Source organism: Sphingomonas sp. CCH9-E2, assembly GCF_001557215.1.
Lineage (GTDB): Bacteria > Pseudomonadota > Alphaproteobacteria > Sphingomonadales > Sphingomonadaceae > Sphingomonas.
Genome location: NZ_LSJM01000076.1, coordinates 1 through 24,356, shown reverse-complemented (window position 1 = coordinate 24,356; position 24,356 = coordinate 1). Strand labels below are relative to the sequence as shown.

22 protein-coding genes are annotated in these 24,356 nt (G+C 65.8%); 10 read left to right on the top strand and 12 right to left on the bottom strand.

Annotated features, from left to right (window positions below; genetic code table 11):
* Nucleotides 1-40 precede the first annotated feature (40 nt).
* Nucleotides 41-1,324, bottom strand: coding sequence for an acyl-CoA dehydrogenase family protein (locus AX681_RS04480; protein WP_066661725.1), 1,284 nt, complete (start codon nucleotides 1,322-1,324; stop codon nucleotides 41-43).
* Nucleotides 1,325-1,580: 256 nt separating this feature from the next.
* Between AX681_RS04480 and AX681_RS04475 the strand changes: the two genes are divergently transcribed.
* Nucleotides 1,581-2,825: a TetR/AcrR family transcriptional regulator gene (locus AX681_RS04475; RefSeq protein WP_066661717.1), complete on the top strand. Its 1,245-nt coding sequence runs from the start codon at nucleotides 1,581-1,583 to the stop codon at nucleotides 2,823-2,825.
* Here AX681_RS04475 and AX681_RS04470 read toward each other — a convergent pair.
* The 6 genes from AX681_RS04470 to AX681_RS04445 form a co-directional block, all read right to left on the bottom strand.
* Nucleotides 2,771-3,418, bottom strand: a complete 648-nt coding sequence (locus AX681_RS04470; RefSeq protein WP_231734861.1) for a serine O-acetyltransferase — start codon at nucleotides 3,416-3,418, stop codon at nucleotides 2,771-2,773. The genes AX681_RS04475 and AX681_RS04470 overlap by 55 nt on opposite strands.
* A gap of 245 nt (nucleotides 3,419-3,663) precedes the next feature.
* On the bottom strand, nucleotides 3,664-4,965 hold the full coding sequence (locus tag AX681_RS04465) for a spinster family MFS transporter (RefSeq protein WP_066661711.1): 1,302 nt from the start codon (nucleotides 4,963-4,965) through the stop codon (nucleotides 3,664-3,666).
* Nucleotides 4,966-5,057: 92 nt separating this feature from the next.
* On the bottom strand, nucleotides 5,058-8,015 hold the full coding sequence (locus AX681_RS04460) for a TonB-dependent receptor domain-containing protein (protein WP_066661708.1): 2,958 nt from the start codon (nucleotides 8,013-8,015) through the stop codon (nucleotides 5,058-5,060).
* 424 nt (nucleotides 8,016-8,439) lie between these two features.
* The gene (locus AX681_RS04455; RefSeq protein ID WP_066681877.1) at nucleotides 8,440-9,510 is read right to left on the bottom strand and encodes an acyl-CoA dehydrogenase family protein; all 1,071 of its coding nucleotides are present in this window, start codon (nucleotides 9,508-9,510) and stop codon (nucleotides 8,440-8,442) included.
* A 99-nt stretch (nucleotides 9,511-9,609) separates the two neighbouring features.
* On the bottom strand, nucleotides 9,610-10,815 hold the full coding sequence (locus AX681_RS04450; RefSeq protein ID WP_082737794.1) for an acyl-CoA dehydrogenase family protein: 1,206 nt from the start codon (nucleotides 10,813-10,815) through the stop codon (nucleotides 9,610-9,612).
* A gap of 217 nt (nucleotides 10,816-11,032) precedes the next feature.
* Nucleotides 11,033-12,556, bottom strand: a complete 1,524-nt coding sequence (locus AX681_RS04445; RefSeq protein ID WP_066656218.1) for an MFS transporter — start codon at nucleotides 12,554-12,556, stop codon at nucleotides 11,033-11,035.
* A gap of 345 nt (nucleotides 12,557-12,901) precedes the next feature.
* Here AX681_RS04445 and AX681_RS04440 point away from each other — a divergent pair, with 345 nt between their 5' ends.
* Both AX681_RS04440 and AX681_RS04435 read left to right on the top strand, forming a co-directional pair.
* Nucleotides 12,902-14,119, top strand: a complete 1,218-nt coding sequence (locus AX681_RS04440) for a TCR/Tet family MFS transporter (RefSeq protein ID WP_066656214.1) — start codon at nucleotides 12,902-12,904, stop codon at nucleotides 14,117-14,119.
* 48 nt (nucleotides 14,120-14,167) lie between these two features.
* The gene (locus AX681_RS04435; RefSeq protein WP_066656216.1) at nucleotides 14,168-14,872 is read left to right on the top strand and encodes a glutathione binding-like protein; all 705 of its coding nucleotides are present in this window, start codon (nucleotides 14,168-14,170) and stop codon (nucleotides 14,870-14,872) included.
* A gap of 175 nt (nucleotides 14,873-15,047) precedes the next feature.
* On the opposite strand, the gene AX681_RS23040 is transcribed toward AX681_RS04435, so the two are convergent.
* On the bottom strand, nucleotides 15,048-15,173 hold the full coding sequence (locus AX681_RS23040) for a hypothetical protein (protein WP_269450337.1): 126 nt from the start codon (nucleotides 15,171-15,173) through the stop codon (nucleotides 15,048-15,050).
* A 221-nt stretch (nucleotides 15,174-15,394) separates the two neighbouring features.
* Entirely contained in the window at nucleotides 15,395-15,541 is a 147-nt protein-coding gene (locus AX681_RS21280; RefSeq protein ID WP_082737830.1) for a DUF2256 domain-containing protein, read from the bottom strand.
* Nucleotides 15,542-15,773: 232 nt separating this feature from the next.
* Between AX681_RS21280 and AX681_RS04425 the strand changes: the two genes are divergently transcribed.
* On the top strand, nucleotides 15,774-16,160 hold the full coding sequence (locus tag AX681_RS04425) for a hypothetical protein (protein WP_156442606.1): 387 nt from the start codon (nucleotides 15,774-15,776) through the stop codon (nucleotides 16,158-16,160).
* A 66-nt stretch (nucleotides 16,161-16,226) separates the two neighbouring features.
* Here AX681_RS04425 and AX681_RS04420 read toward each other — a convergent pair whose 3' ends face one another.
* Together AX681_RS04420 and AX681_RS04415 are read right to left on the bottom strand one after the other, a co-directional pair.
* Nucleotides 16,227-17,015, bottom strand: a complete 789-nt coding sequence (locus AX681_RS04420; RefSeq protein ID WP_066657052.1) for an SDR family NAD(P)-dependent oxidoreductase — start codon at nucleotides 17,013-17,015, stop codon at nucleotides 16,227-16,229.
* Nucleotides 17,012-17,626 carry a glutathione S-transferase family protein gene (locus AX681_RS04415; RefSeq protein WP_066657055.1) on the bottom strand — a complete coding sequence of 205 codons (615 nt, stop codon included), beginning with the start codon at nucleotides 17,624-17,626 and terminating at the stop codon, nucleotides 17,012-17,014. Before AX681_RS04415 ends, AX681_RS04420 begins: the two co-directional genes overlap by 4 nt.
* An 86-nt stretch (nucleotides 17,627-17,712) precedes the next feature.
* On the opposite strand from AX681_RS04415, the gene AX681_RS04410 reads away from it, so the two are divergent.
* The 6 genes from AX681_RS04410 to AX681_RS04385 all read left to right on the top strand — a co-directional run bounded on the left by AX681_RS04410 (nucleotide 17,713) and on the right by AX681_RS04385 (nucleotide 23,780).
* Nucleotides 17,713-19,242, top strand: coding sequence for a class I adenylate-forming enzyme family protein (locus AX681_RS04410; protein ID WP_066657063.1), 1,530 nt, complete (start codon nucleotides 17,713-17,715; stop codon nucleotides 19,240-19,242).
* The gene (locus tag AX681_RS04405) at nucleotides 19,239-20,009 is read left to right on the top strand and encodes a thioesterase family protein (protein ID WP_066657067.1); all 771 of its coding nucleotides are present in this window, start codon (nucleotides 19,239-19,241) and stop codon (nucleotides 20,007-20,009) included. Before AX681_RS04410 ends, AX681_RS04405 begins: the two co-directional genes overlap by 4 nt.
* 288 nt (nucleotides 20,010-20,297) lie before the next feature.
* Nucleotides 20,298-21,029, top strand: coding sequence for an EF-hand domain-containing protein (locus AX681_RS04400; protein WP_066657070.1), 732 nt, complete (start codon nucleotides 20,298-20,300; stop codon nucleotides 21,027-21,029).
* 83 nt (nucleotides 21,030-21,112) lie between these two features.
* The gene (locus AX681_RS04395) at nucleotides 21,113-21,835 is read left to right on the top strand and encodes a response regulator (RefSeq protein ID WP_066657073.1); all 723 of its coding nucleotides are present in this window, start codon (nucleotides 21,113-21,115) and stop codon (nucleotides 21,833-21,835) included.
* Nucleotides 21,832-23,181, top strand: a complete 1,350-nt coding sequence (locus AX681_RS04390) for a sensor histidine kinase (RefSeq protein ID WP_066681869.1) — start codon at nucleotides 21,832-21,834, stop codon at nucleotides 23,179-23,181. Before AX681_RS04395 ends, AX681_RS04390 begins: the two co-directional genes overlap by 4 nt.
* A gap of 53 nt (nucleotides 23,182-23,234) precedes the next feature.
* Nucleotides 23,235-23,780, top strand: a complete 546-nt coding sequence (locus AX681_RS04385) for a hypothetical protein (RefSeq protein WP_066664383.1) — start codon at nucleotides 23,235-23,237, stop codon at nucleotides 23,778-23,780.
* 58 nt (nucleotides 23,781-23,838) lie between these two features.
* On the opposite strand, the gene ndk is transcribed toward AX681_RS04385, so the two are convergent.
* Nucleotides 23,839-24,261 (bottom strand): nucleoside-diphosphate kinase, encoded by a 423-nt coding sequence (gene ndk / locus AX681_RS04380; protein WP_066664385.1) that lies wholly within the window; start codon nucleotides 24,259-24,261, stop codon nucleotides 23,839-23,841.
* Nucleotides 24,262-24,356 lie beyond the last annotated feature (95 nt).

Genomic DNA, 24,356 nt, shown 5'->3' with positions numbered 1-24,356 from the left:
ACCCCCAACCCCTCCCCTGAAGGGGAGGGGCTTTAGAATGTCACCGCGTCACCGCCATGTCGCCGCTGCTCGGGCGATCGGCCTTGAACTCGCCATACTTGCCGAACTCGCTGCGCGCGATCGCGCGGTTGTGCACCTCGTCCGGCCCGTCGGCAAAGCGCAGCGTGCGCATGCTCGCCCACGCGCTCGCCAGCGGCGTATCGCCCGACACGCCCGCGCCGCCGAATGCCTGGATCGCGTCGTCGAGGATCTGCAGCGTGATACGCGGCCCCATCGCCTTGATCATCGCGATCTCGCCCTGCGCAGACTTGTTGCCGGCCTTATCCATCATGTCCGCCGCCTTGAGGCTCAGCAGGCGCATCATCTCGAGGTTCGAGCGCGCTTCGGCGACGCGCTGTTCCCAGATCGAGTGGTCGGCGATCCGCTTGCCGAACGCGACACGGCTCAGCAGCCGCTTGCACATCAGCTCCAGCGCCATTTCGGCCACGCCGATCGAGCGCATGCAATGGTGGATGCGCCCCGGGCCAAGGCGGCCCTGCGCGATCTCGAACCCGCGCCCCTCGCCGAGCAGGATATTCTCGACCGGAACGCGCACATTCTCGAGTACCACTTCGCCATGGCCGTGCGGCGCGTGATCATACCCGAATACCGAAAGCATGCGTTCGATCCTGACGCCGGGCGTGTCCATCGGCACCAAAATCTGGCTCTGCTGCGCGTGACGCGAGGCGTCGGGATTGGTCTTGCCCATCACGATCGCGACGGCACAGCGCGGATCGCCCACGCCCGACGACCACCATTTGCGGCCGTTGATCACATAATGGTCACCGTCGCGGACCATCGACGTCTGGATGTTGGTCGCGTCGGACGACGCCACGTCCGGTTCGGTCATCAGAAAGGCCGAGCGGATCTCGCCATTCATCAGCGGCTTGAGCCAACGCTCCTTGTGCTCGCGCGTGCCATAGCGGTGCAGCACCTCCATATTGCCGGTGTCCGGCGCGGAGCAGTTGAACACCTCGCTCGCCCAGCCAGCGCGGCCCATTTCCTCGGCGCACAGCGCATATTCGAGGTTGGTGAGCTGCGTCCCCTCGAACTCGAAACTGTCGTCGACATGGGTCTGCCCCGAGTGGGGCGGCATGAAGAAATTCCACAGCCCCTGCGCGCGCGCGACCGGCTTCAGCTCCTCGATCACCGGCAGCACCTTCCAGCGCTCGCCCTCATAGGCCTGGCGGCGATAGTCGTCGTTGCGCGGGGTGATGTACTGGTCGATGAACCCCTTCACGCGGTCGCGGAAATAGGTCTCGCGCTCGGTCAGCGTGAAATCCATGCGCCCTCTCCTTCCCATTCTCAGTTAGGCGGTACCGGCCCGCTCCCCCACCCGGCCACCCATAACATACGATGCCGTTGGGTGGCCGGGTGGGGGAGCGGGCCGGTGCCGATCCAGCGAAGCTGACAAAGACGTTAGGCCATACCCGATATTCGGTAAAGTGGGGCTCGCCGCATTTTTCGGCTACGGTTTGCTGCGCATGGCCAAACACGCGTTTAGGACTGTTCGTTCGAATCAAATTTGCTAATCTAATCGGATGAACGCCGAAGACGCAGCGCCCGGAGAGGCGCGGGGTGAAACGAAACGGTTCCGCGCCAAGCGCGACGCGATCCTCGCGGCGGCAGCGGACGTGATCAACGATCAGAGTGCGAAGGGCATGACCTTCGCCGATGTGGCGCAGCGCGTGGGCCTCAACACCACCAGCGTGACCTATTATTTCAAGCGCAAGGAAGACCTGGCGGCGGCGGCGTTCGACGTGACGCTCGACCGGCTCGATGCGATGCTGGACGAGGCGCATCGCGAAGCGACGCCCGAGGCGCGCGTTGCCCGCTATCTGTCGATCAACATGGAGCGCCTCGCCAGCATCCATCGCGGCGAGGAAAAGGCGTTCGCGATCCTGTCCGACTTGCGCGCGATGGAGGGCGAGTTGCGCACCCGCCTGATGCAGCGCTGGCAGCAGATTTTCCGCAAGACCCGCGCGTTATGGGGCGAAGGCGGCACCCGCGCCGAAACCGATCTGCGCGGCGGGCGCGCGCATGTGCTGCTCGAGAATACCTTCTGGCTCCCGGCCTGGATCACCCGCTACGAAATCGACGAATATCCGCGCGTCGAAAGCCGGCTGATGGACGTGTTCCGCCACGGCATCGCCACCCCGGGCGATGTGTGGAAGCCCGAGATGCTCGACCTGACGCATGACGAGGCCGAGCCGGGGCGCGAGGCGTTCCTGCTGGCGGCGACGCGGCTGATCAACGAGCTCGGCTATCGCGGCGCATCGGTGCAGAAGATCGCGAGCGAGCTCAACGTCACCAAGGGCAGCTTCTACCACCATCTCGACGCCAAGGACGAGCTGGTGATCGAATGCTACAAGCGCAGCTTCGATCTGATCGCCGACGCACAGCGGCTGGCCGAAGAGGGGCCGGGTGACCATTGGCGCAAGCTGACCAGCATCATCGCCACCCTGCTCGACGTGCAGTTTTCCGAACGCGGGCCCCTGCTGCGCACCACCGCGCTGTCGGGCCTGCCCGCGCGCGTGCGCACCGCGCTGATCGACCGGTCGAACCGCATCGCGCGGCGCTATGCCGGCATGCTGTCCGACGGCATTGCGGAGGGATCGATCCGCGCGATCGACCCGCTCGTCGCCAGCCAGACGATGATGGCACTGCAAAACGCGGCGTTCGACATGCGCAAATGGGCGAGCACCATGCCGCGCGAGCGTGCGGTCGCCTTTTACGCCTCGACCATCGTGTTCGGGCTGTTCGACGACCGCGTGCTGGAGTTTTGAACCCGGATCGTCGGGGCGGCATGTTTAACCAGGCTGTCCGGCGCGACATTCGCGCCGATCTGAGACCGAGCGCCGATCGTGATCGGGCCAAGCAGCATGGCGCCGGCGAAGATCACGACATCGTCCTCGATCGTCGGGTGTCGCCGCTCCTTAACATCCGCGCCGCGCGCCGCTCCAGCCGCGCGCGGCTCCCCGCCCAGCGTGACGCCCTGATAGATGCGCACCCGGTCGCCGATCCGCGCCGTCTCACCGATCACGAAGCCGGTGCCATGGTCGATAAAGAAGCTGCGCCCGATCGTCGCGCCGGGATGGATGTCGATGCCGGTGGCCGAATGCGCGACCTCCGCAATCACTCGTGCGACCAATGGCGCGCCGAGATAGTGGAGGTAATGCGCGACGCGATAATGGATGATTGCACCGCGTCGATGCCGGATAGCCGATGCGCAATTCGATCTCGACCTGCGCGCCCAGCTGCGACAGGGTCGATTCCAGCGTGGCTCGACCCACCTATTCTCGTTCCCGGCGGTCAGTTCGGGCGGGCCGAGCCGCAGCGGGAACAGCGCCGTGCCAAGCTCGCGCATCAGCTTGGCCAACACGGTCCGCGACGGAAACTGCACACCGCGCTCAGCGTTGCGCGGATGACCCGAGCGCCACGCCAGCCGCGCGGCGCGGCGCGCAGATCGGCCGTGACTTGGCCAAGTTCCTGCGAAAGCGGATCGACGGGACATAAGCAGGCGGCATGGAACATCCTTTCGGCACCCTGCCTGCGTGTCTCACTCCCACCGGCGCGTCAGCTCTTCACACGCAGCGAAAACAATTCCTATTGTTAAGTATGCTTTCAGATCGTCCTCGCCCCCCGCTTCAGCCACACCCCCGCGCGCCAGTAATGGAACAGCGCCCAGGGCGTCGCCGCCGCGAAGGTTAGCATCGCCAGCCGCAGCGCCTCCGCTTCGCCATAGCTTGGCTTGAGCGCGTCGGAGATGACGCCGATCATCGTCGGGCCGAGGCCCAGGCCGATCAGGTTGATCACCAGCAACGTCACCGCCGCCCACAGCGCGCGCATCCGCAGCGGGGCGAGGCCCTGGATCAGCGCGAAGCTCGGACCGAGGTACGAGTTCACCAGCAACAGCGAGACCCAGTAGATGGGAATCGCGATCCACGGATCGGACGACGCGAAGAACAGGAAGGACAGCGGCAGCCCCACTCCCTTCATCACCAGCACCAGCCATGCCTGGCTGTGCAGCCCCCAGCGCACCGCCGCCTTGTTCGCCAGCCAGCCGCCCAGCACCGCCGACAGCGTGCCGCAGACTGCGCCGACCGGCGCGACGATCGACGCGATCTCGATCTTGGTCAGCCCGATCGTGCGGATCAGGAAGCTGGGGCCGAACGCGGTGTGGCCATAGCCGATCAGCGAGGTGATGGTGACACCCAGCACCAGATGCACCGCGGCGCGATTGGCGAAGAGCGAGCGAAAGCCCTCGCCAAAGCTCGGCATCGCGCCCTGCGCGGCGGGGATATGGCTGGGGTCGGACAGGCCGCGGCGCGGCTCGACCACGAACAGCTTGATGACGATCGCCAGCAGGATGCCGGGAATGCCGACCGCGAACATCGCGACGCGCCACCCGAAATAATGCGCCAGCGTGCCGCCGATGATCGTGCCGCCCGCCGCGCCGAGCACTACGCCGAGCGAGTAGATGCCCATCGCTCCCGCACGCTTTTCGGGCGGGTAGAGGTCGGCGATGATCGAATGGCTGGGCGGGCTCGACCCGGCCTCACCGATGCCGACGCCGATGCGGGCGACCAGCAATTGCACGAAATTCTGCGCGAGGCCGCACACCGCGGTCATCGCGCTCCACAGCGACAGCGCGATCGCGATGATGTTGACGCGGTTGCTCCGGTCCGCCCAGCGCGCGACCGGCAGGCCCAAGGTCGCGTAGAAGATCGCGAACGCGAACCCCGCGAGCAGCCCGAGCTGCGTGTCGGACAGCAACAGCTCTTTCTTGATGTCCTCCTGCAGGATCGCGAGGATCTGCCGGTCCATGTAGCTGAAGAAATAGGCGGCGGTGAGCAGGATCAGCGTGGCGCTGCGCCGCCGGATCGCGAGCGCGTCCTCAGCGGACGTCGCGGGGATGGTCGCCATCGTTACGCTACTCCTTCAAGCGGCCATATGGCCCGATAAAAACAGGGTCCCGCCGCGTTCCCCGCGCGACGAGACCCTGCAAGGTGCCGGCTTCAGAATTTGGCGGACACGCCAATCTTGAAGTTGCGGCCCAGAGGATTCCCCACGAACGGTTCGTAGTTATAGTCTTCGCGTGCGAAGGGCGGATCCTGGTCGAAGATGTTGTAGACGCTGCCCGACAGAGTCACGTTTTGCGTGATTTCGAACTGGATCGTGAAATCCGCGGTGGTGAAGCTGCCGATCTGTGCCCCCTCGGTCACCCGCGCCCCGCCGAGCGAGGCGTTGGGGCCGTAGACGCCCGCCGTCGTGACATCGGCGCGCTGGTCATACAGCCCGTCGATATAGGTAACGGTCAGCCGCGCATCGACCGGCCCGGTACCGAACTCCAGGAAGCCCTGCCCCTTCCACTCGGGCACGGGGTAGAGCGTCGTCTGATAGTTGAGCAGCCCGACGCCGTCATAGCCCGCCTGCACCAGCGTCCCTTCGACGAAGATGTCGCTGATCCGGTTCTGCAGCGTGTAGGTGACGTTGCCACCAATCGCGAAGCGCGTGCCCTCACCCAGCAGGTCGGTCCCGCGATAGCTGGCGGTGACATCGATGCCCTCATTGGTGATCGACGCGCCATTCTGGTTTTGCGTGCGCACGCGCGAGATCGCGGTGCGCGCCGTGGTCGCGGTGCACGGGCCGGTCGAAAAGGTGAACCGCGCCGCCAGCCCGGCATTGGTCGCGCAGGTATTGCCGCCAGTGCTGGGGAACAGCGTATTGACCATCGAGATCAGCGGATCGCTGACGATCACATCCTCGATATCATAGCGGTAATAATCGATGCTGGCGCTGAACCCGCCCGCGTTGAACAACACGCCGCCGCCATAGTTTTTGGAGCTTTCCGGCACCAGGTTCGGGTTGCCGAACACGTCGATCGGGCGGAAGGTCGTGTCGATGATCTGCAGCGCGGTGATCGATCCGGGCGCGAGCTGATTGAGCGTCGGCGCGCGGAAGGTGGTGCCGAAGCCGCCACGCACCGCCAGCCAGTCGGTCACCTGCCAGCGCGCACGGATCTGGGGATCGAAGGTCGATCCGGTCGCGCCGCCATAATCCTCGAACCGCGCGGCGAGCTGCAGGTTCAACGAGTCGAACACCGGCAACTGCGCTTCGCCATAGACCGCCCAGACATCGCCCTGCAGGTCATAGTCGAGATTGGTGCCGAGGAAGCCGAGCGCACCCGCCGGGGCACGACCACCCGAGCATGCCGCGCCATTGGTATTGCCGTTGAGCGGGGATTCGCGGCAGGGGTTGGTTGCCAGATTGTTGGCCGCGCCATAACGGCCCTTGATCGACGTATCGCGATATTGCGCGCCAACACCGAATTGGACCTCGCCGCCCGGCAGGCTGATGCCGGTACCGCCGCTCAGCGACCCTTCGAACACCAGCAGGTCGGTATTCACCTTGGTGTTCGAGCGGACGAAGAACCAGTCGGTCAGCTCGGCGCTGTTCGCCGGGCCATTGGCGACCGGGTTGGTCTGGCCGGTCGCCGGGTTGACCGACACCGCATTGCCGAACGGGTTGAACCACAGACAGCCATTGGCGCCCGGGGTGCTGCCCGTGCAGTTCGGCCCGCCAAAACCGAGCAGCGCGCGCTGCACCCGGTCACCGAACGAGTCGTAGCCGTCAATGTAGCGATAATAGCTGTGATAGGTGGCGTTGAGGTTATAGTTCAGCCCGTCCGCGATCTCCCCGCGCAGTTCGGCGGTGAACCGCGTCGATTCACCCTTGCGCAGACCCGTTGCGGAACCAGGCGCGAATTCATTGTCGAGCGTCGACGGATTGCCGCCGAGCAGGAACGGCCGGAACAACAGGGTCGGGAACAGCACACCCGCACCCGCCGGGGTCGTGTTGGCCGCGCGATAGGCGACAAGGCCAGGGTTGGCGCTGGGCACGAAGAACCCGCTGTTGAGCAGCGCCGCGAACGGCGCGAACGGCGTGCCCGCAATCGCGACGCCGGACGGCGGCTGGGTCAACAGATAGGAAGGCGAAGTCAGATAGTTCGGAACCGTGGTGCGCCCGTAAAGCGCGGTCACCTGCAGCGTCGTCTTTTCGCCCACATCCCATTCGAAATCGATGAACGCCTGGCCGCGCATCTCCTTCTCGACCAGATTGTCATAGACCGAATATTGGTTGTAGCAGCGCGCATCCGCCCCGACGAAGCCGCCGAGCGGGGCGCAGGCCGAGTCTGCGGCGATCCCGGTAATCGGCGACCCGGTGGCGCCCAGGAACAGGAAGTTGGCGGGGTTGCCGCCGCCGGTCCAGCCGCCCTGCGGGTTTTCGGAATAAGGCCGGATCGCCCAGTCGCGGTCCTTGGCCATCAGCTGCCCGCGCTGCTGATACCCCGCCGCAATCAGCACGCGGAAATTGTCGCCGACATGGCCAAAGCTCAGCGAGGCGTCGATGTCGCCATCCGAACCGTCGATGAACCGGTAGCTGCCCGATCCCTGGAACCCCCGCTGATTGGTGCGGGTGATGAAGTTGACCACGCCCGCAATCGCTTCGGACCCATAGGTCGCCGCGGCACCGTCCTTCAGCACCTCGACCCGGCCGATCGCGGCCTGCGGCAGCAGGTTAATGTCGACCGATGGAACGCCGTTACCCGACGTCGCCAGGCGCTTCGAATTGAGCAGCACCAGCGTACGTTGCGGGCTCAGGCCGCGCAGATTGACCGTCGCAATGCCCTCGGCCCCCTGCGAGCGGCTGTCGAACTGATTGGCGTCGCCGAGCGATGCGCTCGAGCTCGGCAATGCCTTGACCAGGTCGAGGACGGTCGGATTGCCCTGCTTCGCAAGTTCCTCCGCACCGATCACATCGACCGGCAGCGCCGCATCCTCGGGCGTCCCGGCGATCAGCGACCCGGTAATGACGATTTCGGATTCTTCCCCGCTATCCTGCGCAAAGGCCGGTGCGGTACCGCCAAGGACGAGCGCCGACACACCGCACGCCGCCAAAAGCTGCTTCTTCATAGATCCCACTCCCGTTCGGCCGGAACGCTGTGCGGTTCCATACCGTAAACTCGAATAGAGCGAGTTCCGGGGTTGTGGTCAAGGCGAGAAAAGCGTTGCGAAACGCCACTGATCCGTAGCTGTTACCTGCAAGACACGGGGTCGTCGGCCACCGTAGAATTACGCGCGGGTATGCTGAACCGATCTTCTAAAGTGCCGGATTTATACCGCAGATGCGAAAAGATCGCCCCGTCGCCTCAGGAGCCATGTTCCCCTCCCGCTGGCGGGAGGGGTCAGGAGAGGGCATGTCAACAGGTCGCGAGGTCTTGGGAAGATGACAGCCCCTCCCCTACCCCTCCCGCAAGCGGGAGGGGAGAAGAATGGCCAGTTTTGAACACGCCCCCTTTTTTGGGCCCCCGGGGAAAGGGATTTAATAGCCCCGCCCCTAAAACCCGCTCAGCCGCGCAAAGCGGTCGCGGTGATAGGCGGTGTTGCCCCACATCTGCTCGAGCACGCGCATGCGCTTGAGGTAGAAGCCGGCGTCATATTCGTCGGTCATGCCGATGCCGCCATGCAACTGGATCAGCTCGCGGCTCATCAGATGGCCGATCTCGTTCGCCTTGCCCTTGGCCAGCGACGCCGCCTGGCGCACATCGCCGCCCCGGTCGATCGCGGCGAGGCCCGCCTCGACCGCCGAGCGCATCTGCTCGATCTCGCTGAACAAATTCGCCATGCGATGCTGCAGTGCCTGGAAGGTCGCGAGGATCTGCCCGAACTGCACGCGCTGCTTCAAATAGGCGAGCGTGGTGTCGAACGCCTGCCCCGCCATGCCGAGCATCTCGGCCGCCGTCAGCACGGCGGCGCGGTCGAGCACCGCGTCGAGCAGATCGGCACCGCCCGACGCCAGCTTGTCGGCGGGCGCGCCGTCGAACGTCACCTGCGCATGGCTGCGGAAGTCGACGAGATGGCGGCGCGAGACGGTCACGCCCTCCCCTGTCTCGACCAGATACAGGCCATCGGTCGCGGCGACCACGAACAGCCCGGCGCTGTCGCCCTCGGCGACGAACGCCTTGGTGCCGCTGAGCTTGCCGCCGTCCACCGTCGCGGCAATCGCCGTGGGATCATGCCGTGGCCCTTCATCCACCGCGAGCGTCGCGACCAGTTCGCCGCTGGCGATGCGCGACAGATATTGCTCCTTCTGCGCGTCGCTTCCGCCGAGCAGGATGGCGGAGGCCGCGACAGCCGACGCCGCGATCGGGCTGGCCGCCAGCGTCTTGCCCAGTTCCTCGATCACCAGGCCCAGGCTCAACCAGCCGAAATCGCTGCCGCCATGCGCTTCGGGGATGATCACCCCGGTCCAGCCCATTTCGGCCATCGTCGCATACGCGGCCGGGTCATATCCCGTCGCTTCGTTCGCGTTGCGGATCTTGCGCCATGCGGTGACCGGGCTCTCGTTGCTCGCCCAGTCGCGCGCCATGTCGCGCAGCATCGTCTGTTCTTCGGTCAGAACGGCCATAGTCTTCGTCCTCGTCGCCCCGGCGAAGGCCGGGGCCGCTAGAATGTTGCGCCACGCCCCGCCACGGGGCGGCCCCGGCCTGCGCCGGGGCGACGCGCCTTATTGATGATCCAGCATCCCCAGGATGCGCTTGGCGATCACGTTGTTCTGGATTTCGGTGGAGCCGCCATAAATGGTCGTCGCCTTGCCAAAGAGCCACGCGCGCACGCCGTGGATCTGCGCTTCGGTAAAGCCCTCGCCTTCCCAGCCGAGCCCTTCCATCCCCTGAATCTCGATCATCAATTCGGCGCGTTCCTGGCCGAGCTTGGTGCCGACCGTCTTGAGGATCGACGAGACTTCGGACACGCCGCCGACTGCCTTGCTCTCCGCCTGCACGCGCATCGCGGTGAGCAGGAAGGCGCGCCAGTCCATCTCGAACTTCGCGATGCGCGCGCGCAGATCGGGGTTGGCGATCCGCCCCTCGGCATCGACGCCGACATATTTCTTGGCGATATCCGACAGCGACGGGCCCGACATGCGGAAGGCGGAGCCGCCGCCCGACAAATTGGTGCGCTCATGCTGCAGCAGGCGCTTGCCGATGGTCCAGCCCTGCCCTTCCTCACCAACGCGGTTTTCCTTGGGCACCTTCACATTGGTGAAGAAGGTTTCGCAGAAGGGCGACATGCCGCTGATCATCTGGATCGGCTTCACCTCGACCCCGGGCGAATCCATGTCGATCAGCAGGAAGGTGATGCCGCCCTGTTTCTGGGTCTTGTCGGTGCGGACGAGGCAGAAGCATTTGTCGGCCCATTGCCCGCCGCTGGTCCAGGTCTTTTGCCCGTTGACGACATAATGGTCGCCCTTGTCCTCGGCAAAGGTCTGGAGGTTGGCGAGGTCCGACCCGGCGTTCGGCTCGGAATAACCCTGGCACCAGCGCACTTCGCCCCTGGCGATCGCGGGGATATGCTCCTTCTTCTGCGCCTCGTTGCCATATTCCAGCAAAGTCGGGCCGAACATCATCACGCCCATGCCGCCGATCGGATTCCACGCGCCGACGCGCGCCATTTCCTCCTGCAGCACCTTCGCCTGTGCGCGGCTCAGGCCACCGCCGCCATATTCGGCGGGCCAGGTCGGGACGCCCCAGCCCTTTTCGCCCATCGCCTTGCGCCACGCGGCCTGTTCGGGGGTCTCGTCGGTCGGCCCCTCGACCGCGGACATCGAATTGTCCTTGCCCTTGAGCGAGGCGGGGAAGTTGGTCGCGAGCCAGTCGCGGACTTCGGTGCGGAAGGTGTCGAGATCGACCCTTACATCCTCCATTACAGACATCTTCTCTCCTCAAAATTCACAACCGCCCGTGGCTCCACGGCGCATTCTTGGTCGACATGTTCGCTTGTGTTCATTCTGTGCGAATTTCCTCGACACGTTCGCTTTCGACCATTTCCAGCCTCTTGGCTTTGGGCCGTTTGCATGCACCGTCAAAGCGACTCCCACGACGTTCAATTTGAATTTGCGGTATGGGGTTGCGCGCGTCAATACCCCGTAATTACCGCGCGGGTCCGAGCAGCGCGCTATTGTCCATCTCGAGCGCCCGTGCCTCCGCCTCGCGCGCCTTTAGCGCAGCGACATTGGCTTCGTGCCGCGCCTTGGTGATCGGGTAGAAGAGCAGGATTAGCGCGCCGAGCGTCCACAGCCCGATCGAGCACGGGATGTAATGGATGACGAGGCTGCGGATCGCCTCCTCGCTCACCTGCCCCGGCGCGGGCTTGGCGGGGAAATCGGACCAGACCAGCAGCCGCCCGGCAAGGAAGATGCCGATCGCGGTCGCGCATTGCTGCATGAAGCTGGACGCGGCGAAGAACATCCCCGCCTCGTGCCGCCCGGTCGTCACCGCGCTGTCCTCGACCACGTCCGCCAGCATCGAGCTGGTGTTGATCAGCGAGATCGCGACCATCGCACCATAGAGCGCGCCGATCGCGAACAGGGTCGGCACCAGCAACGGATCGCCGGGCACGAAGAACCAGCCGAGATAGGAGAGCAGCAGCGGCGACAGCCCGATCGCGACACCGACCACGGCAAACACCATCGAACTCGCCCGCTTGCCGATCCAGGCCGACATGATCGGCGCGAGCGGCGCGGCGATGGTCGCGGCGACGAGGCTGTCGATCGTCAGGATCGCGAGCTGGGTCGCGGTGAGTTCGAAAAGGTACGTGCCGAAGAACAAATTGGTCGCGCTGTAGAGCCCGATCGCGGAGAATTTGAGCACGCCGAACCCGAAAATCGCCAGAAATGCGCGGTTCTTCAGCGCCGCCCCCATCTCGCGCAAATGCCCGAGCAACGGCGTGCGCTGCGTCCGCACTTCGGCCTGGCGCAGATAGGGGATGCGGTTGTGCGTGCCGATGCCGCAAATCAGGATCACCGCCAGGATGGTGAGCGCGCCCGCGATGGCAAAGCCCGGATAGCCATCGGGATTGAGCTGCCCGCGCGGATATTCGGGCGTCGCGGCGAAGAAGCTCAGCAGGCAGAGCGTGGTAAAGCCATAGGTGCCGGCATAGCCGAACCACCAGCGCAGGCTAAATAGCTTGGTGCGCTCGCGATAATCCTCGGTCATCTCCGGCGTCATTGCCGAGGTCGCGATCTCGAACGCGCTGATCGACATGCGGGTGAGCGAGGCGGTGGCAAAGATCCACACCCCCATCTGGAAATCGGAAAGGCCCGCGGGCGGGAACCAGGCGAGCAGGAAGAACAGGGCGGTCGGCAATGCCGCGCCATAGATGAACGGGTGGCGGCGGCCCCAGCGGCTGCGCGTCAGGTCCGTCCAGCGCCCGATCAGCGGATCGGCCACCGCATCGACCAGCAACGTCAGCGCGACCGCGGCGGAGACGATCCCCGCCGGCACGCCGATGATCTGGCTGTAGAAAAACAGCAGATAGGTGGTGAAGGCGGCGTTCTTGATCCCGTTGGCGATCGCGCCTGCACCATAGCTGACCCGCGTGCCCAGCGTGATCGGCGGGGTCCCGGACACGCGCGCCGGTTCGACCGGCACCGCTCCACCAAGCGTCGTCGCCATCTGCATCCCTCCTGTCGCCGTCTGCTGCGGCGGTTTAGAAGGTGCGGTATGGATGACGCTACGTCAAGCGGCGATCGCGAAGCGAACATGTCGCGGAATTTCGCGTCATTTGTCGCACGGCCCGGAGGACATTTGCGCAGCGCGAATGATACGAACGACGCGCTGTCGGCGCAGCGAGCGCCGCTTGCCTCTTTCGCCCCGGGCTTGACCCGGGGCCGGGCTTCTTTCGCCGGGGGAAAGGCAGCCCGGTCCCGGCTCCAAGGCCGGGACAACGAGGGTGGGGAGCACCACGCTTCCGCCCTGCCGCATTCGGTTCTAAAAGCGGGTCGAACGGGGGACAGGGGCATGAAGTTCGGACATCGCGCGGTTTCGATCGCGCTGGCGGCGGTGCTGATCGATGCGATCGGGTTCGGGATCGTGATCCCGGTGCTGCCGACGCTGATCGTCGAGCTGAGCGGGGCGACACTGACCGATGCGACGCGGATCGGCGGGGCGCTGGCGATCGTGTTCGCGCTGGCGCATTTCTTTGCCGCGCCGATCCTGGGCAATCTGGGCGACCGTTATGGGCGACGGCCGGTGATCCTGGCGGCGATGCTGATCTTTGCGGTCGATTATGCGCTGATGGCGTTTGCGCCGACGATCGCGTGGCTGTTTGCCGGGCGGCTGGTGGCGGGAATTGCGGGCGCGGTCTATGGCCCGGCCAATGCGATCCTGGCCGACGTGACCCCGCCGGACAAGCGCGGCGCGACATTCGGACTGATGGGCGCGGCGTTCGGGATTGGGTTCGTCGTCGGGCCAGCGATCGGCGGGCTGCTCGCAGGCCTCGGACCGCGGACCCCGTTCATGGTCGCGGCCGCGCTGGCGGCGATCAACGCGACCTGGATTTTCTTCATCCTGCCCGAAACGCTCGCGCCCGAGAACCGGCGCCAGTTCGACTGGAAGCGCGCCAATCCGCTCGGCACCTTTCGTCCGCTGTTCGCGATGACCGGGGCGCTGCCGCTGCTCGCGGTCGCGTTCATCTGGCAGCTGGCGCATCAGGTTTATCCCGCGACCTGGGCCTTTTATGCCGAGCTGGCGCATGGGTGGGACAGCCGTGCGATCGGCTGGTCCCTGGCGGCGTCGGGCACGGCGATGGCGTTGACGCAGATTTTCGTGACGGGGCGCGCGATCGCGAAGCTGGGCGAGGCGAAGACGCTGATGATCGGCCTGATCGTCGGCACGCTTGCCTACACCGCCTATGGTTTCGCGACGGCGGGGTGGCAGGTGTACGTGATCCTGATGTTCGGGGCGTTGCAGATGCTGGCCTACCCCGCGCTCAACGCCATGCTGAGCCGGCGGGTCGATGCCGCCAATCAGGGCGCGTTGCAGGGCGGGATGGCAAGCATCGCCAGCATCGCCGCGATCCTGGGGCCGCTGAGCCTGACCCAGACCTTGGCCTATGGCGCGGAGCATGGCTTTCCGGGCGCGGCATTCGCGCTGGCGGCGATGCTGACGACGATCGCAGCGGGGATCGTGCTGGTCTTCGTCCTGCGCCAGCCTCGCGCCGTGGAGCCGGTTGCGTAAGCGCCGCGCCACCCCATTTGTGCGGCTTCACGCTGGAGACCCGCGCCCATGATCGACCTGCATTACTGGCCCACGCCGAACGGCCACAAGATCACGATGTTCCTGGAGGAAGCCGGCCTTCCCTACACCATCGTGCCGGTGAACATCGGGCAGGGCGAGCAGTTCAAGCCCGATTTCCTGAAGATCGCACCCAATAACCGCATGCCCGCGATCGTCGACCATGATCCGGTCGATGGCGGCGAGGCGATCAGCGTGTTCGAGAGCGGGGCGATCCTGCTCTATCTTGCCAACAAGACCGAGCGCTTCTTTGGCCCCGAGCAGCGCGACAAGATCGTGCAGATGCAGTGGCTGATGTGGCAGATGGGTGGCCTCGGCCCGATGGCGGGGCAGAACCATCATTTCAACCGCTACGCGCCCGAACAGATCCCCTATGCCCAGAAGCGGTATATCGACGAGACCAACCGGCTGTACGGCGTGCTCGACCGGCAGCTGGCGGGCAGGCCGTTCGTCGGGGGTGAGGATTATTCGATTGCCGACATGGCGATCTATCCGTGGATCGTGCCGTATGAAGCGCAGAGCCAGAACCTGGATGATTTCGCGCATTTGAAGCGCTGGTTCGAAGCGGTCGCGGCGCGGCCCGCGACGGTGCGCGCCTATGCCAAGGGCGAGGAAGTGCGGCCGGGGAATCCGGTGATGACCGACGCGCAGAAGAAGATCCTGTTCGGGCAGACTGCGGCGGTGGTGAAGGGGTAGTTCGGCTCCCGCTTTTCTTGTTTAGCCCCTCCCGCTTGCGGGAGGGGTTGGGGAGGGTCTTTTTCTTTTTTCTGCGGTGGCGGGGGCGAAGAAGAAGAAGAAGAAGAAGACCCTCACCCAGCCCCTCTCCCGCAAGCGGGAGAGGGCTAAGAAGAAGAGGTCTCCCCCCGGTCCATCACAGGCCGACCTTTTCGATCGCGATGGCGAGTTCGTTGGCCGCCGACAGGTCGTCGGCGGAACGCAGCCGGTTGAGCGCGGTCTGCACGCGGCTCTGCGCGACCTGCAGCGTCTTGTGCCGCACGTCGCGCGCGAGATTGGTGCGCCAGGACGGGCTTTGCCCCAGCAGCGGCAGCCATTTTGCCTCTTCGGTCGCCAGATCTCCAGCGCGAGGCGCAGGCCGTCGCGTCTGCCCCGGTCATAATCTTTGGCCATTGGTCACCTCTTGTGCCAGCCGCGATTGGCAGATCGAAGTCGTGCGGAACAGCGATAACAAGCCGGATCAACGGCGAGCCTCAGCCCGCCTCAGCGCTGGCCCGGCCCGGCCGCCCGGCACCGGTCGGAGCAATATTTCACGTTATCCCAGTCGCGTTCCCATTTCTTGCGCCACGCGAACGGGCGCGCGCAGGCGACACAGAGCTTGGTCGGGAGAGTGAGCTTCTTGTGCGCCAAGTTCAGCCTTTTCCGGGTCGCCGCGACAGTCCTGCGTCAAGATGGGCACCGGCACCGATCAACTCAACCATTTCCGTGATCGCAAGCAAGCGACGCTGGACACACGCCCATCGAAAACAGAACCTGCTGCATGATGATGTGACGCAGCCACTGTTGTGCCATGACAAAAATTGACAGCAACTATGACCACCTTATGGTTTCCCTACCAGATTGGGTGAGGAGGCTTGGAATCATGGTCAATAAAGTATTCGGATCGGTTTCTTGTCTGACAATAGCGATGGTGGCACTTCCCGGAATTGCGATCGGCGTCACTAAATCTCAGAAGCAGCAGATTGCCGAGTATAAGTCAGTCTGCACCAAGGAACGCAACGATTATTATCGCGATGAGCGTATAGCAGGCCCGTTCGACACGTTTGACGAGACGCACAAATCCGAGCAGTTCAGTATCGACCGGATGACTCCTCAGTCGATTGTCGAGTTTATCTGGACCAAAAACACCGACACGTCAGCGCAGCTTCAGGAACGGATTGACCGCGGCTTTGGCGGGCGCGGCAATGGTTCGATGCTACGGTTGATAACCTGCGCCGCGAAGGTTCGAGTTTCGCATATGAAGCGTTGACGGCCGAGCAGTCCCGGGGCCGTCAGGTGAACGGGGTGTTGGCGCAACTCGCCCTATTGGCGTCGGCTACGCTTTCCCCGGCCGGCGCGACAGGCCGATATCGAGATGCGCGCCGGCGTCGAGCAGCACAACCTCTCCGGTAATGACGCGGCTGGCGGGATCGAGCAGGTTGACGATGGGCCCTGCGATGTCGTCGGCATGGGGGGCCATCGCCATCGGGGTCTGGCTGGCGATGAAGGCCTCGAACTTGTCGAAGGCTTCGGGCGTCATCCGCTCGCTGAACCAGCCGGTGCCGACATAGCCCGGCGCGACGGCGTTGACGCGGATCGCGGGGGCGAGGACGCGGGCGAGGCTCTTGGTCATCGTGGCCAGCGCGCCCTTTGACGCGGCATAGGCGACCGAGGAGCCGTTGCCGAACACGCCCGCGACCGAGGCGATGTTGACGACGGCACTGGCCGGGCCTTCACGCATCGCCGGGGCGCAGGCGCGGATCATCTGGAACGGAGCGATGGTGTTGAGCCGGTAGATGTCGAGGAAATCATCGGCGGTCAGAGCCTCGAGGTCTTCGTGATTGGCGAATTTGGTCTTGCCGGCATTGTTGACGAGCAGGTCGATGCGGCCGAACGCCTCCGTCGCGGCGGCGGCGAGCGCGCGGCATTGGGCGTCGTCGGCGATATCGGCCTGGACCGGGATCGATCCGTTCGCCAGTTCTGCCGCCAGCGCCTCGGCAGCGTCGCGGCTGTTGGCGTAGTTGATGACGCAGCGCACGCCGCGCGCCGCCAGCCGGCGGACCACCGCTGCGCCGATCCCGGTGCCGCCGCCGGTGACGATCGCCACCATGCCCTCCATGGTCATGCCTTCGCGCTTTCCCGCGCGGTGACGCGGCGGTGCCAGTCGTTGAGGCGGACATGCTCCTCGGCGATTGTCAGGCCGATGAACGTGCCGAAGTCGATCGTGGTGAGCAGGAGGATATCGGCCATCGTGTAATGCTCGCCCGCGACATACGGAGTTTCGCCGAGCGCTTCGTCGAACAGCGCGTGGGCGCGGGCGACGAGGGTGCGGTTGCTCTCGCCGAACTCCTTATACTGGTGCGGCACGACGCGCGCGGTGAAGGGGTGGGTGTGGATCCAGATCATGCCGGTCGGGACCATCAGGCGCAGCTCGACGCGGCGGCTCCACATTTCGACCTGGGCAATTTCGGTCGGGGTGCTGCCGAACAGGGGTGGTTCGGGGTGCAGTGCTTCGAGATAGCGGCAGATCGCGACGCTTTCGGAGAGGCAGGTTCCGTCGTCGAGTTTCAGCGCTGGCGTCTGGCCGAGCGGGTTCACGGCCTTGAACTCGTCGCTCTTGTGCTCGCCCTTCATGATCGACACATCCTGCGTCGGCAGGGTGATCCCCTTTTCCGCGGCGAAGATGCGGACGCGGCGGGGATTGGGGGCGGGCATCGCCGAATCGTAGAACAGCATCGACCTCTCCTCGTCATTTTTCGAAGATCGCGTATGGCAGCCAATGGCGGTTTCGCATAGCAGTTGATACGAATCGAGGAGTGGGGATGCAGACAGCGACGGAAATCCTGGCCCAGCCATTCGGCACGATTCCCGCGCTGATCGCCGCCCATGCGCGCGAGCGTGGGGACAAGCTCGCGGTGGTGCATGGCGATGATGCGCTCACCTATGCGCAGCTCGATGCGCGGATGGACGCGATCGCGGCGGCGTTGCAGCGCGACGGGCTGACGCGCGGGCAGGCGGTGGCGATCGTCGGGGCGATGGGCGTCGATTATGCCGCGATCTTCCTCGGTGCGATCCGCGCGGGTGGCGCGCCGGCGCCGATTGCGCCCTCCTCCACCGGGGATCAGATGGCGGCGATGATCGCGGATAGCGGCGCGGGGGTGGTGTTCCTCGATGCCGATGCTGTGGCGACGTTGGGCGACCGTGCCGTGTCGGCGCGGCGGGTGATGCTGACCCCGGAGGCAGTGGATGCGTGGCTGGCGGATGCGGGCGCGCCCTCCCCCGTCGATCTGCGGCCCGAAGACCCTTTCAACATCATCTACTCCAGCGGCACGACCGGCACACCCAAAGGGATCGTCCAGCCGCATGCGATGCGCTGGGCGCATGTCGCGCGGGGCGATGCGGCGGGGTTTGCAGAGGCGGTGACGATGATCGCGACGCCGCTTTATTCGAATACGACCCTGGTCAGTTTCATCCCGACGCTGGCGTGGGGCGGGACGGCGGTGCTGCTCGGCAAGTTCGATGCGCACGGGTTTCTGGAGGCGGCGGAGCGGCACAAGGCCACGCATGCGATGCTGGTGCCGGTGCAGTATCAGCGGATCATGGCGCTGCCCGATTTCGATGCGTTCGACCTGTCGAGCTTTCGGCTCAAGACCTGCACCAGCGCGCCGTTTTCCGCCGCGCTGAAGGCCGATGTGGTGGCGCGCTGGCCGGGGCTGCTGGTCGAATATTACGGGATGACCGAGGGGGGAGGCACCTGCATCCTCAATGCGACCGCGCATCCCGACAAGCTGCACACGGTCGGCCAGCCCGCGCCGGGACATGACATCCGCCTGATCGACGAGGACGGACGCGAGGTGCCGCAGGGCGCGATGGGCGAGGTCGTCGGGCGCAGCGGGGCGATGATGTCGGGCTATCATGGGCGCAAGCAGGCGACGTCGGAAGCGGAGTGGTTCGACGCCGAGGGCAACCGCTTCATCCGCCATGGCGATGTCGGGCGGTTCGACGAAGACGGGTTCCTGATCCTGATGGACCGCAAGAAGGACCTGATCATCTCGGGCGGGTTCAACATCTATCCGAGCGATCTGGAGGCGGAGCTGCGCCAGCATCCCGGCGTGCGCGATTGCGCGGTGGTGGGCGTGCCGTCGGAGCAATGGGGCGAAACGCCGGTGGGGTTCTATGTCCCCGCAGATACGACCCCGGCGGCGGAGATACTCGCGACAGTCAATGCGACGTTGGGTAAGACACAGCGCTTGGCTGACCTGGTCGCAATCGAAGACCTGCCCCGCAGCGCGATCGGCAAGGTGCTGAAGCGCGAATTGCGCGACCTCTATGTGGAGAAGACCCCGGCATGACTTCGCTTATCGACCTGCTGGCATCGGCGCAGCGCACCGAGACGGGATTCACGACCGAGATCCCGGCGAACTGGCTGCAGGGGCGGACGGCCTATGGCGGGCTGTCCTCGGCGCTGGCGCTGGCGGCGGCGAAGCAGGTCGAGGCGGACCTGCCGCCGCTGCGGTCGGCGCAGGTGGCGTTTGTCGGACCGCTCGCCGGGCCGGTCACGGTCACCGCGACCAAGCTGCGGCGCGGGCGCAATGCTGCGTTTATTCAGGCGGATATCGTGAGCGAGGCGGGGCTGGGGCTGCGGACGAACTTCGTGTTCATGAGCCGGCTGGAATCGGCGATCGACCATGACGCGACGGCGCGGGCGAAGCATGCACCGCCGCCTGCGGACGCCGAGCTGTACACCGGGCCGAAGGAGTTCTTCACCGGCAATTTCAACTTCTTCGACCTGAAGGCCGAGGCGGGGCCGACCGAATGGCTGCGCTGGGGGCGGCTGATCGACCGCGCGGGGCTGGACCCGGAGGTCGAGCTGATGGCGCTGGGCGACGCACTGCCCCCCGCGGCGTTCAAGCTGTTCGAGAAGATGACGCCGCTGTCGTCGCTGACCTGGCAGGTCAATGTCCTGCAGCCCGCGCCGGTCACGACCGATGGCTGGTGGCTGCTGGAGGCGGAGACCGACAGCGCGCGCGGCGGCTATTCGAGCCAGACGATGCGGATGTGGGCGGCCGACGGCACGCTGGTGGCCGAGGGGATGCAGGGCGTGGCGATTTTCGGGTGAGCCAGTTCCTCCCCCAGCTCGCTGGGGGAGGTGGCATCGCGCAGCGATGACGGAGGGGCCGCCCTCGCAGAGGGCGGAGTTTTGCCGAGCTGCCTACGGCTGTCTGCGCGGCCGCCCCTCCACCACCGGCTACGCCGGCGGCCCCCCTCCCCTGAGCAAGCTCAGGGCAGGAATTTTGATGTCCGACACAATTTGCGACAACTTCCCCACCCGCTGACAAACCCATGCGACAGGCGGGGTTCAGAAGGGCATCACTGCGGCGCCCCCTGCCGCGTGACAGGAGCCCGTATGAAGAAACTTCTCACCACTGCGGCGATCGGCGCGATGCTGGCCGCTGGCACCGCAATCGCAATGCAGAGCGACGCCCCTGCTGCGCCCAAGCAACCGATTTCCAAGGCCGAGATGCTGGCGCGCGCCGATGCGCGGTTCGACCGGCTCGACACCAACAAGGACGGCCAGCTGAGCGCCGACGAGCGCAAGGCGGGTGCCGAGGCCGCGCGCGCCGCGATGGCCGAGAAGAAGGGCGGAGAGCTGCAGGACTTCGTCCCCGGCGCACGCCGTGGCGGTGGCGGCATGGGCGAGCGGATGCTGGCGCGCGTCGACACCAATGGCGATGGCCTGATCAGCAAGGCGGAGAACCGCGCGATGGTCGAGGCGCGCTTTGCCCGGATGGATGCCGACAAGGACGGCACCGTCGAGGCGGGCGAAGGCCGCAAGGGCATGGGCAAGGGCAAGTGGAAGCGCGGCGCCGAGCGTCGCGGTCCGGGCGGCCCGGGTGGTCCCGGCGGCCCCGCCATGGCGATGAAGAAGGCCGACACCAATGGCGACGGCGCGATCAGCAAGGCCGAGTTCGACGCGATGTCGGCGCAACGCTTCGCCAAGCTCGACACCAACAGCGACGGCAAGATCGACGCGACCGAGATGCAGGCACAGCGCGACAAGGCGCGCGAGGCAATGAAGAAGATGCGCGAGCGTCGCGGAAACACACCGCCGCCACCGCCCGCTCCCCCGGGCGCGTGACGGCGATGCCGGGCGGGATCAGCGACCTCCTCCGCGCCCGCCCGGCACTTCCCGAGCGGACGGAATCTGCTAACTCCAATGAGATGACCAACGAAACCCCGCATTTGCTGCTCGTCGATGACGAGCGTTCGATCCGCGAGCCGCTGGCGCAATATCTGACCAAGCAGGGGTTCCGCGTGACGCAGGTCGCCGATGCGGAAGCCGCGCGGACGCGACTGTCGGCCTATGCGATCGATCTGGTCGTGCTCGACATCATGATGCCGGGCGAGGATGGCCTCAGCCTGTGCCGCCATATCCGCGCGACCAGCGAAGTCCCGGTGATCCTGCTGACCGCGAGGAGCGAAGAGACCGACCGGATCGTCGGGCTGGAAATGGGCGCGGACGATTATGTCGTGAAGCCATTTTCCCCGCGCGAACTGGCGGCGCGGATCAAGGTGGTGCTGCGCCGGATGCAGGCGGGTGGCACGCGCCTAACCGCGCCGGAGACGGGCAGCTACGCCTTTTCCGGATGGGTGCTCAAGACCGGCGAGCGGGCATTGGTCGACCGCGAGGGCGTGTCGGTTCCGCTGTCGACCGGCGAATATAACCTGCTGCTCGCGCTCGTCATGCGCCCGCGCGCGGTGCTAACGCGCGACCAGCTGCTCGACCTGACCCAGGGGCGCGAGGCGGCGGCGTTCGATCGCGCGATCGACAATCAGGTCAGCCGTCTGCGCAAGAAGATCGAGCCGGATGCCCGGAACCCGACGCTGATCAAGACAGTGTGGGGCGGCGGCTATACGCTGGCGAGCGACGTCACCAAGCTGTGAGACGCTTCGTTCCCAGCAGCCTGACGGGGCAGATCGCGCTCTTGGTCGCGCTCGCGCTGTTCGTGGCGCAGGCGATCAACTTCGCGTTGATCCTGCGCGAGCGGCGCTCGTTGCGTTTCGAACAGGTGACCGCGCCCGCCATCACCCGCGTGGTCGATGCCGCCGAGCGCATCCGCGACGGCCGCTTCCGCGACCCGCCCGAGGGGCGCAAGGCGCGACTGCGGCTGGAGCCGACCAACCCGATCCCCGCAGGATTGCGCAGCAAGCCCGACGTCGAGGAAGGCATCCGCGCCTCGCTCGCCGAAGCCGGCATCCCGGTGGGTCAGATTGTCACGGGCGTGCGCAGATTATCGCCGACCGATCCGCGCTTTGCCCGGATGAATGCGCTGCGGGCCGAGCGGATGAAGCGGCTGGGCGGCGAGCTGATGGTCGCGGTCGAGCTGCCCGGCAAGGGGTGGCTGGTCCTTACCTCCGCCTGGCCGCGCAGCGACGTCGACATCATCTGGCGACTGATCCTGCAGACGCTGATCATCTATGGCATCGTGCTGGTGCCGGTGCTGTGGGTCGGCGCGCGCGTGAACCGGCCGTTGCGGTCGCTCGCCAATGCCGCGCGCGACTTCACGCCGGGAGCGACCGAGCCGATCGCCGAACGCGGCCCCGGCGATGTGCGCGCGGTGATTGCCGCCTATAATCTGATGAGCAGCCGCGTGACCGCGATGCTGGATGAGAAGGACCAGATGCTCGGCGCGATCGGCCATGATCTGCGCACGCCGCTGGCCGCGCTGCGCGTGCGGATCGAATCGGTCGAGGATGACGAGGATCGTGCGCGCATGGCCGACACGATCGACGAGATGAACCGCACGCTCGACGACATCCTGTCGCTGGCGCGGCTGGGGCGGCCGAGCGAGCCGCCGACCGAGACCGATTTGTCGGCGCTGATCGACGCGGTGGTCGATGATTTCCGCGATCTGGGCGCGGCGGTCGAGTATGAGAATGGGCACCGCCTGATCCGCCGCATCCGCCCGTCGCTGATGCGCCGCGCGCTGCGCAACCTGATCGAGAATGCGATCAAATATGCGGGCGCCGCCGAGGTGAAACTGAGCCAGGATGCCGGCGGCGTGCGGATCGAGGTCGCCGATCGCGGTCCGGGCATTCCGGCGGAGCAGATCGCGGCGGTGTTCGATCCCTTCACCCGGCTCGACCCGTCGCGCAACCGCACCACCGGCGGGGTCGGGCTCGGCCTGACGCTCGCGCGTGCGATCGTGCGTGAGGCGGGGGGCGACGTCACGCTGGCGAACCGCGAGGGCGGCGGGCTGTGCGCGACGATCACGCTGCCGGGGCGCTAAGCGGTTGACAGTGCTGCCGCTTCCTCCGACCAGTCTGGTTCGGGGGACGTGCCATGAGCGGCTTTGAATTCATCTTTTCGCTGTTCGGCCTGATGCTCGGCCTGTCGCTCGCCGAGGGGCTGGGCGGGCTGACGCGGGCGATCAAGCGGCGCGGGCTGAGCGGGATCGGCTGGCCGACCGCGCTGCTCGGGCTGTTCGTGTCGTGCGACGTGGTGACCTTCTGGATGTATGGCTGGGCGATGCGCGAGCAGTTGCCGCTGAGCTGGCCGGTGATGTTCGGCGGGTTTCTGGTGACCGCGGTCTATTTCGTCGCGGCGTCCCTGGTGTTTCCCGACAATATCGATGCGGACAGCGATCTCGACGCGCATTTCGACCGGTATCGCCGTACGGTGATCGGTGCGGTGCTGCTGTGCAATGTCGTGCTGGTCGGGACCGCCTATGCGCTGGTCGAGCTCAATCTCGACCTGCGCAGCTTCATCATCACCTTCTCCTTCTTCCCGGTCAGCCTGATCGCGGTGCTGACGCGCGACCGGCGGGTGGTGATGATGTGCCTGATCTGGCTGATCGCGCTCTATCCGCTGTCGGCGGTCTGGCATTGACGAAAAACGGGCCGGGATTGCCCCCGGCCCGCTTCGTCTGGTCAGGTGGTCGGATCGATCAGCCGACGATTTCTTCCGGCTTGAAGAAATAGGCGATTTCGATCGCGGCATTTTCTTCGCTGTCCGAACCATGGACGGTGTTGGCCTCGATCGATTCGGCCAGCTCGGCGCGGATCGTGCCCGGCTCGGCGTTCGCCGGGTTGGTCGCGCCCATGATGTCGCGGTTGCGCTGCATCGCGTTCTCGCCCTCGAGCACCTGCACCACGACCGGGCCGGAGATCATGAATTCGACCAGCTCACCGAAGAAGGGACGCTCCTTGTGCACCGCGTAGAAGCCTTCGGCCTGTTCGCGGGTCATGTGGATCCGCTTGCTGGCGACGACGCGCAGGCCGGCTTCCTCAAGCATCTTGGTGACCGCGCCGGTCAGGTTGCGGCGGGTGGCATCGGGCTTGATGATCGAAAAGGTACGGGTCACGGCCATGGCCATGCGGCTCCTGTCATATGGGGGATGGGATTGCGCGCGCCCTTAGAGGGGCGCGGGCGCGGTGGCAAGGGGGGCGCATATCCTCCCCCGCC

What these genes read in the sequence shown, in the direction of transcription:
- AX681_RS04480 (WP_066661725.1), bottom strand. Translation starts at nt 1,324, where the DNA reads ATGGATTTCACGCTGACCGAGCGCGAGACCTATTTCCGCGACCGCGTG.
- AX681_RS04475 (WP_066661717.1), top strand. Translation starts at nt 1,581, where the DNA reads ATGAACGCCGAAGACGCAGCGCCCGGAGAGGCGCGGGGTGAAACGAAA.
- AX681_RS04465 (WP_066661711.1), bottom strand. Translation starts at nt 4,965, where the DNA reads ATGGCGACCATCCCCGCGACGTCCGCTGAGGACGCGCTCGCGATCCGG.
- AX681_RS04460 (WP_066661708.1), bottom strand. Translation starts at nt 8,015, where the DNA reads ATGAAGAAGCAGCTTTTGGCGGCGTGCGGTGTGTCGGCGCTCGTCCTT.
- AX681_RS04455 (WP_066681877.1), bottom strand. Translation starts at nt 9,510, where the DNA reads ATGGCCGTTCTGACCGAAGAACAGACGATGCTGCGCGACATGGCGCGC.
- AX681_RS04450 (WP_082737794.1), bottom strand. Translation starts at nt 10,815, where the DNA reads ATGTCTGTAATGGAGGATGTAAGGGTCGATCTCGACACCTTCCGCACC.
- AX681_RS04445 (WP_066656218.1), bottom strand. Translation starts at nt 12,556, where the DNA reads ATGGCGACGACGCTTGGTGGAGCGGTGCCGGTCGAACCGGCGCGCGTG.
- AX681_RS04440 (WP_066656214.1), top strand. Translation starts at nt 12,902, where the DNA reads ATGAAGTTCGGACATCGCGCGGTTTCGATCGCGCTGGCGGCGGTGCTG.
- AX681_RS04435 (WP_066656216.1), top strand. Translation starts at nt 14,168, where the DNA reads ATGATCGACCTGCATTACTGGCCCACGCCGAACGGCCACAAGATCACG.
- AX681_RS04425 (WP_156442606.1), top strand. Translation starts at nt 15,774, where the DNA reads ATGGTCAATAAAGTATTCGGATCGGTTTCTTGTCTGACAATAGCGATG.
- AX681_RS04420 (WP_066657052.1), bottom strand. Translation starts at nt 17,015, where the DNA reads ATGACCATGGAGGGCATGGTGGCGATCGTCACCGGCGGCGGCACCGGG.
- AX681_RS04415 (WP_066657055.1), bottom strand. Translation starts at nt 17,626, where the DNA reads ATGCTGTTCTACGATTCGGCGATGCCCGCCCCCAATCCCCGCCGCGTC.
- AX681_RS04410 (WP_066657063.1), top strand. Translation starts at nt 17,713, where the DNA reads ATGCAGACAGCGACGGAAATCCTGGCCCAGCCATTCGGCACGATTCCC.
- AX681_RS04405 (WP_066657067.1), top strand. Translation starts at nt 19,239, where the DNA reads ATGACTTCGCTTATCGACCTGCTGGCATCGGCGCAGCGCACCGAGACG.
- AX681_RS04400 (WP_066657070.1), top strand. Translation starts at nt 20,298, where the DNA reads ATGAAGAAACTTCTCACCACTGCGGCGATCGGCGCGATGCTGGCCGCT.
- AX681_RS04395 (WP_066657073.1), top strand. Translation starts at nt 21,113, where the DNA reads ATGACCAACGAAACCCCGCATTTGCTGCTCGTCGATGACGAGCGTTCG.
- AX681_RS04385 (WP_066664383.1), top strand. Translation starts at nt 23,235, where the DNA reads ATGAGCGGCTTTGAATTCATCTTTTCGCTGTTCGGCCTGATGCTCGGC.
- ndk (WP_066664385.1), bottom strand. Translation starts at nt 24,261, where the DNA reads ATGGCCGTGACCCGTACCTTTTCGATCATCAAGCCCGATGCCACCCGC.